General features: G+C 71.3%; 16 protein-coding genes. 4 read left to right on the top strand and 12 right to left on the bottom strand.

Annotated elements, in window-relative coordinates; translation table 11 throughout:
* Positions 1–45: 45 nt before the first annotated feature.
* The 3 genes from groES to ACTWQO_RS19025 form a co-directional block, all read right to left on the bottom strand.
* The gene (groES, locus tag ACTWQO_RS19015) at positions 46–354 is read right to left on the bottom strand and encodes a co-chaperone GroES (RefSeq protein ID WP_003998759.1); all 309 of its coding nucleotides are present in this window, start codon (positions 352–354) and stop codon (positions 46–48) included.
* Positions 355–680: 326 nt separating this feature from the next.
* Positions 681–1379 (bottom strand): polysaccharide deacetylase family protein, encoded by a 699-nt coding sequence (locus ACTWQO_RS19020; RefSeq protein ID WP_443238539.1) that lies wholly within the window; start codon positions 1377–1379, stop codon positions 681–683.
* Positions 1376–2287: a polysaccharide deacetylase family protein gene (locus tag ACTWQO_RS19025; RefSeq protein WP_443238540.1), complete on the bottom strand. Its 912-nt coding sequence runs from the start codon at positions 2285–2287 to the stop codon at positions 1376–1378. Before ACTWQO_RS19025 ends, ACTWQO_RS19020 begins: the two co-directional genes overlap by 4 nt.
* A 90-nt stretch (positions 2288–2377) precedes the next feature.
* Between ACTWQO_RS19025 and ACTWQO_RS19030 the strand changes: the two genes are divergently transcribed.
* Positions 2378–3661, top strand: coding sequence for a THUMP-like domain-containing protein (locus ACTWQO_RS19030; RefSeq protein WP_443238541.1), 1284 nt, complete (start codon positions 2378–2380; stop codon positions 3659–3661).
* On the opposite strand, the gene ACTWQO_RS19035 is transcribed toward ACTWQO_RS19030, so the two are convergent.
* From ACTWQO_RS19035 to ACTWQO_RS19055, 5 genes are all read right to left on the bottom strand, one after another.
* On the bottom strand, positions 3580–5613 hold the full coding sequence (locus ACTWQO_RS19035) for a cell wall-binding repeat-containing protein (protein ID WP_443238627.1): 2034 nt from the start codon (positions 5611–5613) through the stop codon (positions 3580–3582). The genes ACTWQO_RS19030 and ACTWQO_RS19035 overlap by 82 nt on opposite strands.
* A gap of 118 nt (positions 5614–5731) precedes the next feature.
* Positions 5732–6994: an RNA polymerase sigma factor gene (locus tag ACTWQO_RS19040; protein WP_443238542.1), complete on the bottom strand. Its 1263-nt coding sequence runs from the start codon at positions 6992–6994 to the stop codon at positions 5732–5734.
* A 48-nt stretch (positions 6995–7042) separates the two neighbouring features.
* The gene (locus ACTWQO_RS19045) at positions 7043–7399 is read right to left on the bottom strand and encodes a YciI family protein (protein WP_443238543.1); all 357 of its coding nucleotides are present in this window, start codon (positions 7397–7399) and stop codon (positions 7043–7045) included.
* A 126-nt stretch (positions 7400–7525) separates the two neighbouring features.
* Entirely contained in the window at positions 7526–8575 is a 1050-nt protein-coding gene (locus ACTWQO_RS19050) for an LCP family protein (RefSeq protein WP_443238544.1), read from the bottom strand.
* A gap of 142 nt (positions 8576–8717) precedes the next feature.
* Entirely contained in the window at positions 8718–9785 is a 1068-nt protein-coding gene (locus ACTWQO_RS19055) for a LacI family DNA-binding transcriptional regulator (protein ID WP_443238545.1), read from the bottom strand.
* Between the two features lie 120 nt (positions 9786–9905).
* On the opposite strand from ACTWQO_RS19055, the gene ACTWQO_RS19060 reads away from it, so the two are divergent.
* Together ACTWQO_RS19060 and ACTWQO_RS19065 are read left to right on the top strand one after the other, a co-directional pair.
* Positions 9906–12212 (top strand): beta-xylosidase/alpha-l-arabinosidase, encoded by a 2307-nt coding sequence (locus tag ACTWQO_RS19060; RefSeq protein ID WP_443238546.1) that lies wholly within the window; start codon positions 9906–9908, stop codon positions 12210–12212.
* Positions 12213–12251: 39 nt separating this feature from the next.
* Complete coding sequence (locus tag ACTWQO_RS19065; RefSeq protein WP_443238547.1) at positions 12252–12989, top strand: hypothetical protein; 738 nt, start codon at positions 12252–12254, stop codon at positions 12987–12989.
* On the opposite strand, the gene ACTWQO_RS19070 is transcribed toward ACTWQO_RS19065, so the two are convergent.
* From ACTWQO_RS19070 to tsaB, 4 genes are read right to left on the bottom strand one after another with little or no spacing between them, the layout of a single operon-like run.
* On the bottom strand, positions 12934–13197 hold the full coding sequence (locus ACTWQO_RS19070; protein ID WP_443238548.1) for a hypothetical protein: 264 nt from the start codon (positions 13195–13197) through the stop codon (positions 12934–12936). The genes ACTWQO_RS19065 and ACTWQO_RS19070 overlap by 56 nt on opposite strands.
* The gene (gene tsaD / locus ACTWQO_RS19075) at positions 13194–14279 is read right to left on the bottom strand and encodes a tRNA (adenosine(37)-N6)-threonylcarbamoyltransferase complex transferase subunit TsaD (RefSeq protein WP_443238549.1); all 1086 of its coding nucleotides are present in this window, start codon (positions 14277–14279) and stop codon (positions 13194–13196) included. Before tsaD ends, ACTWQO_RS19070 begins: the two co-directional genes overlap by 4 nt.
* On the bottom strand, positions 14272–14745 hold the full coding sequence (rimI, locus tag ACTWQO_RS19080) for a ribosomal protein S18-alanine N-acetyltransferase (RefSeq protein ID WP_443238628.1): 474 nt from the start codon (positions 14743–14745) through the stop codon (positions 14272–14274). The genes tsaD and rimI overlap by 8 nt, the downstream gene beginning before the upstream one ends.
* A gap of 17 nt (positions 14746–14762) precedes the next feature.
* Positions 14763–15416 (bottom strand): tRNA (adenosine(37)-N6)-threonylcarbamoyltransferase complex dimerization subunit type 1 TsaB, encoded by a 654-nt coding sequence (tsaB, locus tag ACTWQO_RS19085; protein ID WP_443238550.1) that lies wholly within the window; start codon positions 15414–15416, stop codon positions 14763–14765.
* Between the two features lie 108 nt (positions 15417–15524).
* Between tsaB and ACTWQO_RS19090 the strand changes: the two genes are divergently transcribed.
* Positions 15525–16079, top strand: a complete 555-nt coding sequence (locus ACTWQO_RS19090) for a hypothetical protein (protein WP_443238551.1) — start codon at positions 15525–15527, stop codon at positions 16077–16079.
* Positions 16080–16171: the final 92 nt, after the last annotated feature.

Genomic DNA, 16171 nt, shown 5'->3' on the forward strand with positions numbered 1-16171 from the left:
GCGGGGGCCCGGGGCGCAGCTCAAAAACAAATGTGCTTCGGTGATCTACTTCTCGATGATCGCGAGCACGTCGCGAGCGGAGAGCACCAGGTACTCCTCGCCGTTGTACTTCACTTCGGTGCCGCCGTACTTGCTGTACAGCACGATGTCGCCGGTCTTGACGTCGAGCGGCAGGCGCTCGCCGTTCTCGAAGCGGCCCGGGCCCACGGCCAGGACGACGCCCTCCTGGGGCTTCTCCTTGGCGGTGTCCGGAATGACCAGGCCAGAGGCGGTGGTCTGCTCCGCGTCGAGCGGCTGGACCACGATGCGGTCCTCAAGCGGCTTGATGGCAACCTTGGAGCTGGTGGTCGTCACGATCCGACCTCCCCCTTCGGAGATCTCACGGGGTTAACTGTCTGAGGTGGCGACCAGGTGGATCCGTCGTCGCGGGTGCCGGACCTGCCCGTCGCTATTGGCACTCTCCAGGGGGGAGTGCCAGAGCCGAGACTATGACCGCAGTTAGCACTCGGTCAAGCGGAGTGCCAATGCCTGCGGCGCGTCGGCGGATTCTTGTGGACGTCCGTTGCGTGGAACCCGGCGTTCCTGGGGGCTGCGCCCCCAGACCCCCGCATCGGCCTGGCGGCCTCGTCCTCAAACGCCGGACGGGCTGAGATTGCCTGGACCGGCACCGAGAAGTGCCCTTACAGGTAATCCTCGAGCCGCCCCACCCTCAGCCCCGCCCCCTCCACCCGCCGCAGCACACGTTCCGTCCGCTTCCACAGAGGTGGGCCGGTCGGGTCGTCCGGGCCGATGAGGATGATGTCGCCGGGGTGGAGGGGGGCGTCGTCGGTGTCGGCGGAGGTCCACAGGACGATGGCCGAGAGGCCGCAGTCGGCGGTCGCGTGCAGGGTCGTCATGTCGTAGCGGCCGTGGGGTGGGCGGAAGAGGCGGGGGCGGATGCCGAAGCGGGACTTGAGTTTGTCCTGCTGGCCGCAGATCTCGGCGCGCTGGCCGGCGTAGGGCAGGCCGGGCAGGGCGGTGTGGTCGAGGGTGTGGTTCTGGATGCTCGCGCCGACCGACTGCAGGCGCGCGAAGTGGCCGTAGCCCGGGCCCACGACGCTGTCCGTGAGGAACATGCTGACCGGGAGCCGCCGTTCGCGGACCATGTCGACGAAGCGGGGGTCCTTCTCCGCGCCGTCGTCGTAGGTCAGGAAGACGACCTTGTCCTCGGTGCGGACCCGGTCCACCACGGGCGGCAGCCCCCGGTCCGCCTCCGGGCCGTGCGGGCTCACCCGTCCGGCCGCTTTCTCGCCGAGGCGTTCGAAGGGGTCGACGGACTGTGCGCAGCCGGTGAGCAGCGCGGCGGTCAGCGCCAGCGCCCCGGCCGCGCGCAGCCTCACAGGTAGTCCTCCAGCCGCGCCACGGCGTACCCCTTCGCCGTGACCTTCTCCAGGAACCGTCGGATCATGTCCGGCATCGTGCCCTTCCAGTCGTCCTTACCGCGGAAGTGGCTGAGAACGATGTCGCCGGGATGAAGGTCACGGTCCCACTCGCGGTACTCCCAGTGGTCGGCGAAGACCTCCTCGTTCCACAGGGGCGCGTACTTGATGCCGCAGGCCTTCGCCGCGTACAGGGTGTCCGCGTTGTAGTTGCCGAAGGGCGGGCGGAAGAGGGTCGGGCGGGTGCCGTAGTGCTTCTCGATCACGTTCTGCATGCCGCAGATCTGGCGCTTCTGGCGGGAGTACGACAGGCCCGGCAGGTAGGGGTGGTCGAGGGTGTGGTTGTTCAGACTCACCCCCGCCCGCTGCATGCGCTTGAAGTAGCCGTAGTCCTCCTTCACCAGGTAGTCGCTGAGGAACGCGGTGTACGGGACCCGCAGTTCGCGCATCATGCGCAGGAACGCCGGGTCCTTCTCGGCGCCGTCGTCGATCGTGAGGAAGACGATCTTCTGCCGGGTGGGGATCGTGGTGAAGACCGGCGGGAGGTCGTCCTCCTCATGGCCGTCCACCTCGAAGCCCGCGCGGGTCCTGATCTCCGGTTTCACGGCCGGGGGCGGCGGGGCCGTCAGGGGGACCCTCGACAGGCCCCAGCGCTTCGCCGCGGCGACCCGGGCCCGCTGCGCGGCGTGCTTGTCGGGGACCTTGGCGCCGGGCGCCTCACGGGGCTGCTGGCCTGCCGCGGGCCGTGCCGTGGAGGCGCCGTCCGCGCAGCCCGAGGCGATGGCCGCGGCGGCGAGCACGGCGATCCCGGCATGGATCCGCTGCTTCCGATACGCCCCGTATTTATCATTTTGTACGACTACTCGCATGGAGCCGGATCCTCGCAGGCACCCGCCCCGAACCCCGGCCGACACCGCCGCCGCGCGTGCACCATCCACCGACTGGCCCACAATGAACCGGTGAACGACCTCGCCCCCCTCCTCACCCCCGAAGGCCGCGCCCTCCTCGACGAGGTCCGCGGCACCGACCCCGCGCAGGAGCTCGCCGTCGCCACCCGGCTGCGCCGCGAGCACCCCGCCGAGCTGGTGTCGGCGGCGCTCGGGCAGGCGCGGCTGCGGCAGCGGGCGGTGGCGAAGTTCGGGGCCGAGGACGCGGGGCGGATGTTCTTCACGCCGAACGGGGTCGAGCAGTCGACGCGGGCGAGCGTGGCGGCGTATCGGGCCGAGCGTTTCAGGACGCTGGGGATCCGGTCCGTCGCGGACCTGTGCTGCGGTATCGGCGGTGACGCGATCGCGTTCGCCCGCGCCGGGATTCGGGTGCTGGCCGTGGATCGAGATCCGCTGACCTGTGAGGTGGCCCGCGCCAACGCGACCGCGCTCGGCCTCGCCGACCTCATCGAGGTACGGGAAGCGGATGTGACGAAGGTGGAAACGGCTGCGTACGACGCCGTGTTCGTCGACCCCGCCCGGCGTGGCGGTCGCGGCCGGATCTTCGACCCCGAGGCCTACTCGCCGCCGCTGTCGTGGGCGGTGCAGACGGCCCTGAAAGCTCCCCGCGCCGCCCTGAAGATCGCGCCCGGAATCCCCCATGAAGCCGTCCCCGCCGAGGCCGAGGCCGAGTGGATCTCCGACGGCGGGGATGTGAAGGAGGCGGTGCTGTGGTTCGGCACCGAGCCGGGTGCCGTACGCGCCACCCTGCTGCCGGGGCCGCGGACCCTGCTCGGACGCGGGCTGCCCGATCCCCAAGTACGGCCTGTGGGGCGGTACTTGTACGAGCCCGACGGCGCCGTCATCCGCGCCCATCTGGTCGCCGAGGTCGCCGAGTCGCTCAACGGTGGGCTCGTCGACGCGACCATCGCGTACATCACCGCCGACGAGCATCACGAGACCCCGTACGCCACCGCGTACGAGATCACCGATCAACTCCACTTCAACGTAAAGAAGTTGAAGGCACTGCTCCGGGAGCGGCACGTCGGAACGCTGACCGTCAAGAAGCGTGGGTCGGCGGTGGAGCCGGAGGAGCTGCGCAGGAAGGTCAAGCCGCAGGGGCCCAACGCGGCGACGGTGTTTCTCACCCGGGTCGCGGGGGCGCCAAACACACTCTTTGGCGCCCCCCCGCCGGGACCCGACCATACTCGTCGGCGCCCCCTCGCAGCCGTCGGCTACTGCCGGTGGAGCGTCTTGAGGGGCTCCAGGTGGGGGTCGGCGCCGACCGGGCCGGTGCGGGCCACGGTGGCGGGCTGACCGCCGTTCGTGCGCGCCGAGAAGGTGCTCGTCTGCGCGCTCGTGGGCACCGTGCCGTTGTAGTACTCGTGGTACACGAACTGAGAGCCGCTGGCGCTGATCGAGGAGCCCGCCGAGTTCAGCGTGCTCGCGGTGACCGAGGCGGTGGGGCCGAACGCGACCGTGAAGCTCGTGCTGGCGGACTCGCGCAGCAGATAGCTCTTGGTCTCGTCCGACAGGGCGGGGCGGGAGGTCCACAGGAGGGGCCCGAAGACGTTCATCGCCGCACCGGCGGACAGGCCGTCGCGCCAGGCCCCCGCGTAGGCGAGAGCCACCGAACTCGGCGCCGTCCACCAGAACTTGGCGACCGCCACCGACAGGGCCGCGTCGGTGCTCCCCGTGATCGGGTAGTACGAGTACGTCGACGGCCACCTGGAGAAGCCCGTGTGGGTCAGCGCGTACTTGGCGTCCGACCCGACCGTGATGATCATGGTCCTGTCGGGGTTCAGGCTGTTGAGGTACGACTTCACGGACGCCGTCAGCTTGTTGCCGTTGGTGAGGACGACGCTGCCCGCGCTGGCCGCTCCGTCGGCGCCGGCCGCGGCGGCTGCCGGGAGGGCCGCGCGGTAGTCGGTGCCCGACGCCAGGAACACGTACTTCGGGGCGCCGGTGACGGACTGCGCCACCCTGACCGAGGTCTCGTAGCGGTCGGTGCCGGACAGCCGCTTGGGGACGTAGCCGAGCGTCCTCAGCTGTGCGGCGACGTTGCTGCTGAGGATGGACGTGCCGCCGACGAGGTACACACTGGCGCCCGGCTTCAGCACCCGCTTCAGCTCGCTCTTCACCGCCGTGGACAGCCCGGTCTTCGGGGTCGTGAGCACCGGCCCCTGCTTCTTGCCGGCCAGCGCGGGCGCGGTGAGCGCGTACGCCGTGTCGTCCTGGTTGACCAGCACCGCGGCCTTGGCGTCCAGCAGGCCCGGCACACTGCCGCCGATCTTGTTCCAGGTCCAGCGTGAGGAGGCGATGTTGGTGTTGTAGGCGTTGCTGCCCCAGACCCGGCCGGTGCGGTTCTTGCGCAGCGGCTGCCAGCTGGGGTTGCTGCCCTGCGGCGTGCCCGGGACCCGGGTGAGCTCGCCGGTGGCCAGGTCGACGTACTCGGTGGTGTGTACGTCGTCGCTGTACGGCGAGGTGTGGGCGTCGAAGACGATCCGCTTGCCGGTGGGCGACCAGGACGGGTTGGCGTACCAGCGGGGGCCGTTGGTGTGCTGCCGGACGTCGGTGCCGTCGGCGTTCGCCGTGAAGATCTGCGCGTTGCCGTCGGCGTCCTTGCGGACGAAGGCCAGCTTGGTGCCGTCGGGCGAGAAGGCGGGCTGCTCGGCGTTGGCGAGGACCCGCTTGAGCGTGTTCGTCGTCCCGTCGTAGGTGTAGATCCGCGCACTGTCGGAGCAGCCCTCGACGCGACGTGAGAAGGCGAGCAGGCCGGACGGGCTCACCGTCGGGTCCTCGTCGCAGACCTTGGCCGGTTCCATGGCCTCGGACAGCAGCGGCGTGGGCGCCCACGAGCCGTCGGAGGGGCCGAAGGCGAGCTGGCCGCCGGAAGCGAAGACGACGTAGCGGCCGCCCCACCAGAAGGCCAGGTCCTCGTAGGCGGCGCTGGAGCGCATGCCCTCCGCCCAGGGCAGGGTGATCTTCGAGGAGCCGCTGGGCCGGACGCTGGAGATCTGGCTCCAGGCGGTGACCAGCCGGCTGCCGTCGGGCGCCCAGGCGGCGTAGTTCCCGGAGGCGCCCGGGACGGCGGTGGCCCGGCCGGTGGCCGGGTCGACGAGGACGGGGCCGTCGGTGAGGATCCGGCCCTCGGTGCCCGGCCAGGGCCCTGCCTCGTCGGCGATGGCGCCCGGTGCGGTGGTCAGGGTGCCCACGGCGGCGAGCACCGCCGCGGTCGCGAGCGCCGCGGCACGGCGGCGCGTGAACATTCTCAAGGTCGATCCCCCCATGGATCTTCACAGCCTCTACACAGAGGCCGGGTCACTGTAGTGCCCAACGAGGCATGAGGGGAACAGAGTTACTAGTGAACAGATGTGCGCCTTCGGGTTACGAATCGCACTCCCGCGCCCTGGCCAGCAGCAGCTTCCGCTCGCGTTCGTTGCGCGCCAGCCCGGCCGCCCGTACGAACTCCTCGCGGGCCTCCGCCGTACGGCCCAGGCGGGCCAGCAGATCGCCGCGCACGCTCGGCAGCAAGTGGTAGTCCCGCAGGGCCGGTTCGGCGGCGAGGGAGTCGACCATCTCCAGCGCCGGGGCGGGGCCGTCCGCCATCGACACGGCGACCGCACGGTTGAGTTCGACGACCGGGGAGGGGGCGCGGGCGGCGAGCAGGCCGTACAGGGTGGCGATCGCGCGCCAGTCGGTGTCCTCGTAGGTCAGCGCGTGCGCGTGGCAGGCGGCGATCGCGGCCTGGAGGGCGTACGGGCCGGGCACGCCGGTGGACAGCGCGTTCGCGCGGTCGAGGGCGGTGATCCCGCGGGCGACGAGGAGCCGGTTCCAGCGGCCGCGGCTCTGGTCCTGGAGGAGGACCGGCTCACCGTCCGGGCCGGTGCGGGCGGCCATACGGGACGCCTGGAACTCCAGCAGCGAGGCCAGGCCGTGCACTTCGGGTTCCTTGGGCATCAGGCCGGCCAGCTGCCGGGCCAGCCGCAGCGCGTCCTCGCACAGGGACGGGCGCAGCCAGTCGTCGCCTGCCGTGGCCGCGTACCCCTCGTTGAAGATCAGGTAGATGACGTCGAGAACGGAGCCGAGGCGGGCCTCACGGTCAGGGCCGTACGGCACCTCGAAGGCGACGTTCTTCGTGGCGAGGGTGCGTTTCGCGCGGACGATGCGCTGGGCGACCGTCGATTCCGGGACGAGGAACGCGCGGGCGATCTCCGCTGTGGTCAGGCCGCCGAGGAGGCGGAGGGTGAGGGCGATGCGGGCCTCGGCGGAGAGGACCGGGTGGCAGGCGGTGAAGACGAGGCGGAGCAGGTCGTCGTCGATGTCGTCGGGGGCGGAGGGCTCCGGCGGTGCGGCCACATCCGAAAGGTCCCGGCCGATCTCCTGGAGCTTCCGGGCGTAGTTGTCCCGGCGGCGGACCAGGTCCACGGCGCGGTGCTTGGCGGTGGCGGTCAGCCAGGCGCCGGGGTTGTCCGGGACCCCGTCCCGCGGCCACTGCTCCAGCGCCGCGACCAGGGCGTCCTGGGCCAGCTCCTCGGCGATGCCGACGTCGCGGACGACACGGGCGACGGCGGCGATCACGCGGGGCGACTCGATACGGAAGAGGGTCTCGACGGTGGCGCGCGGGTCGGCGGAGGGCTGGTTGCTCACAACCCCCCATTCGACACCCGTACCCGCGCGCCGCCAAGCTCGGCAGGCTCAGCCCTCGTCGAGCTGCCGTACCTCGCAGGTCACGGTCCACTCCTCGCCGTGCACCTTCAGGAACCGCGAGGCCCACTCGATGGCTTCGGCCTTGTCCTTGCACTGCGTGATCGAGTAGCCGCCGACGACCTCCTTGGACTCGGTGAACGGCCCGTCGGTCACCGAGATCTTGCCGCCCTCCCAGTGCACCCGGGTGCCCTCCTTGGTCGGCAGCAGGCCACCCGTGTCGAGCATGACCCCGGCCTTGGTGATCTCCTCCAGCAGCTCTCCCATCCGCTGCATCATCTCGGGGCTCGGGCCCCCGGCGGGGGCGTTGTTCTCGTCGATGCGGACGAGGGTCAGGTAGCGGGGCATGGTGACTCCTTGTGACGCCGGCGGGGTCTCTCCCCGCCTCTCACTCATGCGTCGACCGGGAGACGTCCGGATCGACATCCGCGCCGAACTTTCTTCGAGGATTTTTTCCAGCCGCCTTTCCGCAGGTCACCGCAACGACTCCCACAACTCCCCCGCCTCCGGCTCCTGAGCAACCACCCGGTTGGCGTTCGAAGGCGCCGTCTCCACCGGCATGGTCACCGTCGTCGCGTCGTCCGCGGACAGCCCCTCAAGGCTCTGCCCCAGCGCATACAGCTCGGCCAGTGAGTCCAGGCCGGTGTCGGTGGTGAGGCTGCCGGTCACGGCGTCGGCGACCGAGTAGAGCCGGGTGGGGCCGATGTCGGACAGCCGTTCCAGCAAGGCCTTCACGAGCGTCTGCTGGAGGCCTATGCGCCCGAGGTCGCTGCCGTCACCGATGCCGTGCCGGGTGCGGGCGAGGGCCAGGGCCTGCTCGCCGTCGAGCTGGTGGGTGCCGGCCTCCAGCGTCAGGTGGCTGTCCTCGTCGTCGATGTCCTCGTCCGTGGTGACGGTGACCCCGCCGAGCGCGTCCACCAGCTTGGCGAAGCCGGCGAAGTCGATCTCGAGGTAGTGGTCCATGCGGACGTCCGTCATCGCCTCGACGGTCTTCACGGCACAGACCGGACCGCCCACCGCGTAGGCACTGTTGAACATCACGCCGTACGCCTCCTGCGTCGACTCCCCGTTCGACAGCGGGCAGGACGGCCGGGTGACGAGCGTGTCGCGCGGGATGCTGACCACGGTGGCCTCGGTGCGGCCGGAGTCGAGGTGGACGACCATCGCCGTGTCGGAGCGGGCGCCGCCGCTGTCGCCGCCGCCGAGCTTCTGGTTCTCCTCGCCGTCCCGCGAGTCCGAACCCAGCACCAGGATGTTCAGGGCCTCGGTGGGCAGGGAGGACGCGGAGGCCGAACCGTCGGGCGTCGTCATCGACTTGGCCGGGCGGTCGTCGCCGAGCGCGCTGTTGATGTCGACGCTCGTGATGTTGTCGTTGAGATGCCAGTAGACCCAGCCGGCCCCCGCGGCGCCCACCGCCAGCAGACCGGCCAGGGTGAATCCGACGGCCTTCAGCAGGCCGGAGCGCGGGCGTATGTGTCTGTCCGTTCCCCCGTTGTCGTCCCCGTGTTCGTCTTCAACAGTCACGGGCAGGAACGTAAGTCCGAATTATTACGAGAGAACACCCCTGCCCGCTGTTTCTGCGGAAAATCTAAGACTTCTCAGCCCTGCCTCAGGCCAGAGCCACCGGCTTTCATCGGCTTTTATCGGCTCCGAAAGTTTCGGACGGTCACCCGACTGACTTCGGAAGAGCGGGCGGCGCCCCTGTGCTGCTGCGCACCACCAGGCTCGTCGCCAGCTCCACCCGGGTCGCCGCCGGCGTCCCGTCCTCGCGTGCGAGATCGAGCACGAGCTTGGCCGCCGCCTCGGCCATCTCGGTCAGCGGCTGCCGTACGGTCGTCAGCGGCGGCCCCACCCAGCGGGCGATCGGCAGATCGTCGAAGCCGACGACGCTCAGGTCCTCCGGGATGCGCAGACCCAGCTCGCGCGCCGCCTCGTACAGGCCGAGCGCCTGGAGGTCGTTGCCGGCGAAGACCGCGGTGGGCCGGTCGGGGGCGCGCAGCAGGTCCAGTCCCCGCCGGTAGCCCGTCTCGTGGTGGAAGTCGCCGTTCTTGATCAGCTCGGGATCGACCGGCAGCCCGGCGGTCTCCAGCGCCGCCCGGTAGCCGTCGACCCGGGCGCGGCTGCACATCATCCGGGAGGGGCCGGTGATCGCGCCGATCCGGGTGTGCCCCAGCTCGACGAGATGGCGGGTGGCGGCGAGCCCGCCCTGCCAGTTGGTGGCGCCGATGGACGGCACGTCGGCGCCCGGGTCGCCCGCCGGGTCCATCACCACGAACGGGATGGAACGGCTGGTCAGCAGGGCGCGCTGGGACTCGTCGAGGCCGGAAAGCACGAGGATCACGCCGTGCGGGCGGCGGGCGGCGACCTGGTCGGCCCAGGTGCGGCCGGGGGTGAGCCGGCCGGCGCTCTCGCTCAGCACCACGCTCAGCCCGGCGTCCCGCGCCACGTTCTCCACGCCCCGGATGACCTCCATCGCCCACGCGCTCTCCAGCTCGTGGAAGACGAGGTCGATCAGGGGGGATCGGCTCGCCTCGGCGCGGCGGCGCCGGTAGCCGTGGGCGCGCAGCAGTTCCTCGACGCGGGTGCGAGTCGCCGGGGCGACATCGGCCCGTCCGTTGAGGACCTTCGAAACAGTCGGCGCGGACACGCCGGCTTCGCGGGCGATCTCGGCGAGCGTCGCGGTCTGCGTCGAGCGTCCTGCCGTCCGGGTTTGAGCGGGCTCGGAGGGTGTCATGGCGGCGATCGTATCCCTGCACCCCCTCTTGACGAACCCTTCTGAGCGCCATAGCGTCCCGGAACATTCGAAGTGCACATCGAAACATTCGCCAGCGACTGGAACACCGACAGGAGTTTCATGACCACCGCCCCCTGGCGTGACCCCGCCTTGCCCGCCGCCGCCCGCGTCGACGATCTCCTCGCCCGGATGACCCTGGAGGAGAAGACCGCCCAGCTGTACGGCGTGTGGGTGGGCGCCGCCACGGACGGCGACGGAGTCGCCCCGCACCAGCACGACATGACCGTCGACTACACATGGGACGAGCTGATCACCCAGGGCCTGGGCCAGCTCACCCGCTCCTACGGCACCGCCCCAGTGGACCCGGCGCTGGGCGCGCAGGCACTGGCCCGCGCCCAGCGCCGTATCGCCGACGCGGGCCGCTTCGGCATCCCTGCCGTGGCCCACGAGGAGTGCCTCGCCGGCTTCACCGCCTGGGGCGCCACGGCCTACCCGGTCCCCCTCGCCTGGGGCGCCACCTTCGATCCGCCGCTGGTCGAGGAGATGGCCCGGCACATCGGCCGCGACCTGCGCGCGGCCGGCGTCCACCAGGGTCTCGCGCCCGTCCTGGACGTCGTACGGGATCCGCGCTGGGGCCGGGTCGAGGAGACGATCGGCGAGGACCCGTACCTGGTCGGCACGGTCGGCGCCGCATACGTCCGGGGCCTGGAGTCGGCCGGCATCATCGCCACGCTCAAGCACTTCGCCGGGTACGCGTCCTCCGCGGGCGCCCGGAACCAGGCCCCCGTCCGGGCGGGCGTCCGGGAGCTCGCGGACGTGATCCTCCCGCCCTTCGAGCTGGCGCTGCGCGAGGGCGGGGCCCGTTCGGTGATGGCGGCCTACAACGAGACGGACGGCGTCCCGGCCTCCGCGGACCCGGCCCTGCTGACCGAACTCCTGCGCCGGGACTGGGGGTTCACCGGCACGGTCGTCGCCGACTACTTCGGCATCGGCTTCCTGCAGACCCTGCACCGCGTCGCCGGCTCCCCCGCCGAGGCGGCGCACGCGGCGCTCGCCGCGGGCATCGACGTGGAACTGCCGACGGTGAAGTGCTACGGCCGCCCGCTGCTGGAGGCGGTACGGGAGGGCCGTGTCCCGGAGGAACTGGTGGACCGGGCCGCGCGCCGGGTCCTGCTCCAGAAGTGCGAACTCGGCCTCCTGGACGCCGACTGGGACCCGGAGCCGAAGGGCCCGATCGACCTCGACTCGACGGCCAACCGCGCCCTCGCCCGCCGGCTGGCCGAGGAGTCCGTGGTCCTGCTGGACAACCCGGACGGCGTGCTCCCACTGGCCCCGGACGCCCGGATCGCGGTCGTGGGCCCGCGCGCGGCGGACGCCCTCGCCATGCTCGGCTGCTACTCCTTCCCGTCCCACGTCCTCACCCACCACCCCGAAGTCCCCATGGGCATCGAGATTCCGCCGGTCCTCCAGGCCCTGCGCGACGAACTCCCCGACGCCAAGGTGACGTTCGCCGAGGGCTGCGACACCTCGGACCCGGACACCTCCGGCTTCGAGGAGGCGGTGGCCCGGGCGTCCGAGGCGGATGTGTGCGTGGCGGTACTGGGCGACCGGGCGGGCCTGTTCGGGCGGGGCACGTCGGGCGAGGGCTGCGATGTGACGGACCTGCGACTGCCGGGCGTACAGGGCGAGTTGCTGGACAACCTGATCGCGACGGGCGTACCGGTCGTGCTGGTGCTCCTGACGGGACGGCCGTACGCGCTCGGCCGCTGGCACGGGCGCCTCGGGGCGGTCGTCCAGGCGTTCTTCCCCGGGGAGGAGGGTGGCCCGGCGGTGGCGGGAGTGCTGTCGGGCCGCGTCAACCCCTCCGGCCGCCTCCCGGTGAGCGTCCCGCACGTGCCCGGCGGGCAGCCCTGGACCTACCTCCAGCCTCCGCTGGGCCTGGCCGGCGAGGTCAGCAACCTGGATCCGACGCCGCTGTACGCCTTCGGGCACGGCCGCTCGTACACCACGTTCGCCTGGGAGTCCTTCGAGGGCACGCACCCGTCCATCGACACGGACGGTTCGTACGACATCTCGCTCACCGTCCGCAACACGGGCGACCGTGCGGGCGCGGAGGTCGTCCAGCTCTACCTCCACGACCCGGTGGCGTCGGTGACCCGCCCGGACGTCCGGCTGATCGGCTACCGGCGGGTGGAGCTGGAGCCGGGCGAGGCGAACCGGGTGACCTTCCGCTTCCACACCGACCTGTCCTCCTTCACCGACCGCTCGGGACGGCGGGTGGTCGAACCGGGCGTACTGGAGCTGCGGCTGGCGGCGTCCAGCGCGGACGTACGGCACACGGCGCGGGTGGAACTCACGGGGGCCGTACGGGAGTTGGGGCCGGACCGGCGGCTGCGGTGCGAGACGGAGGTATCGGCGGCGGGGTGACCGGGACCCCTCCCGCACCCACCCCGCTACACAGGGCGGATGACATCTGCGACGTGTCTCCGCCCCGGAGCGGTTGCGGCCATCACCGCGCTGCTCGTCCTGCTGCTGGCGTCCTGCGGATCCCCGGAACCGGAGACGCCGCCCGGAAAACTGTTCACGGAGTACTTCAGGTCGACCGACGTCAAGAACGACAGGTTTCCCAGTGACGGTGGCACCGGCGAGGACCGAATCGCGAACTTCGCCGCCCACTACACCGCCGAAGAGTTCCAGGGGGTACTCCTTGGGGCGACCCCGTGCAGCAAGGACGCCGCCGAGACCGACTACGACTACCAATCCAACACCGGCTGCCCGCCTAGCTCGTCCGTGAGCGCGGCGGCGCGGGACTTCGCCGGGTCCAAGGGCGAACTCTTCAGGCGCTCCGTCCTGGTCCAGCACGAGGACGGGGCCCTGGAACTGATCACTCTCCACGTGGCCCAGCCACCGGACAAGTCCAAGTCCCCGGCCCTGATCGACGCCAACGGCGAGACCTACACCGGTGGCCTGGAGGACTTCCGGGAGAACAACGACCTGCTCGGCCAGGAGGACGTGATCCTCACACTCCGCGACATCACCTCGGTTCCGGGCGAGGGAGAGATCGTCACCGTCTTCGGACACACCCCGCCCGACTGGCGGCTGTGGTTCATCGGCGGAGTCGTCACCGTCCTGGTGCTCGGTCTCTGGCTCACCCTGTCCAGGCGTCGACGGACTCGAACCGCCACCGATGGACCACCCGATTGACCAACTCCCCGTCCGGCTCCGGCAGTTCCGGCAGCTCGGCGTCGTACGCCGCGTCCCACCACGTGATGACCAGCACCCGGTCCTGATGCGCCCGGAAGGTCTCCCGGCGCAGCGGCTCCTCGGGAAGCCGCTGCCCGCGCACCCAGGCCAGCAGCTCCGCGCCCCGCCCTTCGGCCGCCCGCGCCTCCCACATCAACGCCACGGTCATGAGTACAGGTTGTCCTTGCTGACCTCGTGGACATGGTCGTGCCCCGGCACATGCGGGTCGGTCACCGGCAGTGAGGAGTCCGCCGACAGGTCCCAGCTGGACACCGCCCGCCCCCGCGCCACCATCTCCGCACCGAGCGCGGCGACCATCGCGCCGTTGTCGGTGCACAACTTGGGCCGCGGCACCCGCAGTTCGACCCCGGCCGCCTCGCACCGATGCTGGGCGAGGTGCCGCAGACGGGAGTTGGCCGCCACGCCGCCCCCGATCATCAGATGCTCGACGCCCTCGTCCTTGCAGGCCCGTACGGCCTTGCGGGTCAGCACATCCACGACCGCCTCCTGGAAGGACGCCGCCACATCGCGCACCGGCACCTCCTCCCCCGCCGCCCGCTTGGCCTCGATCCAGCGGGCCACGGCGGTCTTCAGACCGGAGAAGGAGAAGTCGTACGCCGGATCGCGGGGCCCGGTCAGACCGCGCGGGAAGGCGATGGCCTGAGGGTCGCCCTCCTTCGCGTACCGGTCGATGACCGGCCCGCCCGGGAAGCCGAGGTTCAGCACCCGTGCGATCTTGTCGAAGGCCTCGCCGGCCGCGTCGTCGATGGTCGCGCCCAGCGGCCGCACGTCGGAGGTGATGTCGGAGGACAGCAGTAGGGACGAGTGCCCGCCGGAGACCAGCAGCGCCATCGTCGGCTCGGGCAGCGCGCCGTGCTCCAGCTGGTCGACGCAGATGTGCGAGGCCAGGTGGTTCACGCCGTACAGCGGCTTGCCCAGCGCGTAGGCGTACGCCTTCGCCGCCGAGACGCCGACCAGCAGGGCGCCGGCGAGTCCGGGACCGGCGGTGACGGCGATGCCATCCAGGTCCCTGGCGCTCACCCCGGCCTCCTTCAGCGCACGGTCGATCGTCGGGACCATCGCCTCCAGATGCGCCCGCGACGCGACCTCCGGCACCACGCCGCCGAAGCGGGCGTGCTCGTCGACGCTGGACGCGACGGCGTCCGCCAGCAGGGTCCTGCCGCGGACGATGCCGACGCCGGTCTCGTCGCAGGAGGTCTCGATCCCCAGGACCAGAGGTTCGTCAGCCATTGATCTCGGTTCCTTGTACGGAGGTTGATGGGTCGGTCAGTCGCATCACGAGGGCGTCCACGTTCCCCGGCTGGTAGTAGCCGCGCCGGAAGCCGATGGCCTCGAAGCCGTAGCGCTCGTACAGCTTCTGCGCGCGGACGTTGTCGATCCGGCACTCCAGCATCACTTCGGCGCACTCGAAGGCGGTGGCCGCCCGCAGCAGCTCGGTCAGCAGCCGCCCGCCGAGGCCGGTGCCCCACTGGTCGCGGGTGACGGCGATGGTCTGGATGTCGGCGAGGTCCCCGGAGGCGGCGAGGCCCGCGTACCCGACGAGCCGGTCCGCGTCGACGGCGACGACGTACCGCTTGGTCGCCGCGGGACCGCGCGCGTGGGCCAGCTCGGACCAGAACATCCCGCGCGACCAGGCGTCCTCGGGGAAGAGGTCCTTCTCCAGCTCGAGCACGGCATCGATGTCCCACCAGCGCATCTCGCGCAGCACCGCTGTCACTTGGGGGTGACCACCTTGTAGTTCTTGGGGACCTGTGCGTCGGGACGGCGCAGGTACAGCGGCCGGGGCGCGGGCAGTTCCTCGCCGGCCGCCAGCCTCTCGGCGGCGAGGCTCACGAGCGCCGCGGCCGACACGTGCTCGGGCTCGTGCACGTTGGGGAAGGTGTCGGGGTACAGCAGCGCGCCCGCGCCGACGGCGGGCAGCCCCGCGACCTTGTCGGCGATGTCGGCGGGCCGGTCGACGGCGGGTTCGGTGACGCGCGTACGGGAGTCGGCGTACCGCGCCCAGTAGACCTCCTTGCGCCGCGCGTCGGTGGCCACGACGAAGGGGCTCCCCATGTCGGACGCGTAGGCGAGGCCGTCGAGCGTGCACAGCCCGTGCACGGGGACGCCGAGCGCTAGCCCGAACGTGTCCGCGGTCATCAGACCGACCCGCAGCCCGGTGTACGGGCCCGGACCGATCCCCACGACGATCCCGGTGACGGCGTCGAGTTTCAGCCCCGCCTCGGTCAGCACACGGTCGACGGCCGGCAGCAGCAACTCTCCGTGTCGGCGCGCGTCGATCTGACTCGACGAGGCGATGACGTCCGTCCCGTCGTGCAGGGCGACGGTGACGGCGGGGGTGGCGGTATCCAGAGCGAGCAAGAGCACGCAAACAGCCTACGGCTCCCCGGGCGCGAGCACGGCCGCCCAGGTCCGGCCGTCACCTGCTGCTACCGTCGCAACGAAGCGTGACGTACGACGAAGAGGTGGGCGACCGTGCCAAGCAGCAGCGCCGGATTCGTGGCCGTGCTGACCGCGGCGGCCGTCGCGACCGTCGGCTTCCTCGCCTACCAGGCCTCGGCGACCGTCCCGGCGGACCTGGGCCGGCCCCAGGTGGGCGGGTCGGCCTCGGCGGCCACCTCCAAGGCGCCACGGGACGGACGCCACCCCGAGGCACTGCCCGCCGGTTCCGGCAAGGGTGAACGGGTCGTGTACTCGGTGGACGACGACCGCGTCTGGCTCGTCACCCGGGGCAACAAGGTCCAGCGCACCTTCAAGGTCAACCCGAGCACGGTCGACCCACCGCCGGGCACCTACTTCGTCACCTCCCGCTCGAACGCGGTCACCGGCTCCGACGGCACCCCCATCGAACACGTCGTCCGCTTCACCAGCGTCGACGGCGTCGCCATCGGCTTCAGCGCAGCCGTCGACGGCTCGACCCCGGTACCCGACCCCACGGTGAAAACAGGCGGCATCCGCGAATCACGCGCGGACGGCAACGCGATGTGGCAGTTCGCGACGGTAGGCCAGAAGATCGTAGTGATCCGCTAGGTGAAGCGCCCCAAAGGGGCGCGGGGAACTGCGCGACCAGCCACAACGAACCCGCAGACGACTACGCGGCCCGACGGCCCTCTGTGTCATAC

It is taken from the genome of Streptomyces sp. 4N124 (genome assembly GCF_052245395.1).
Lineage (GTDB): Bacteria > Actinomycetota > Actinomycetes > Streptomycetales > Streptomycetaceae > Streptomyces.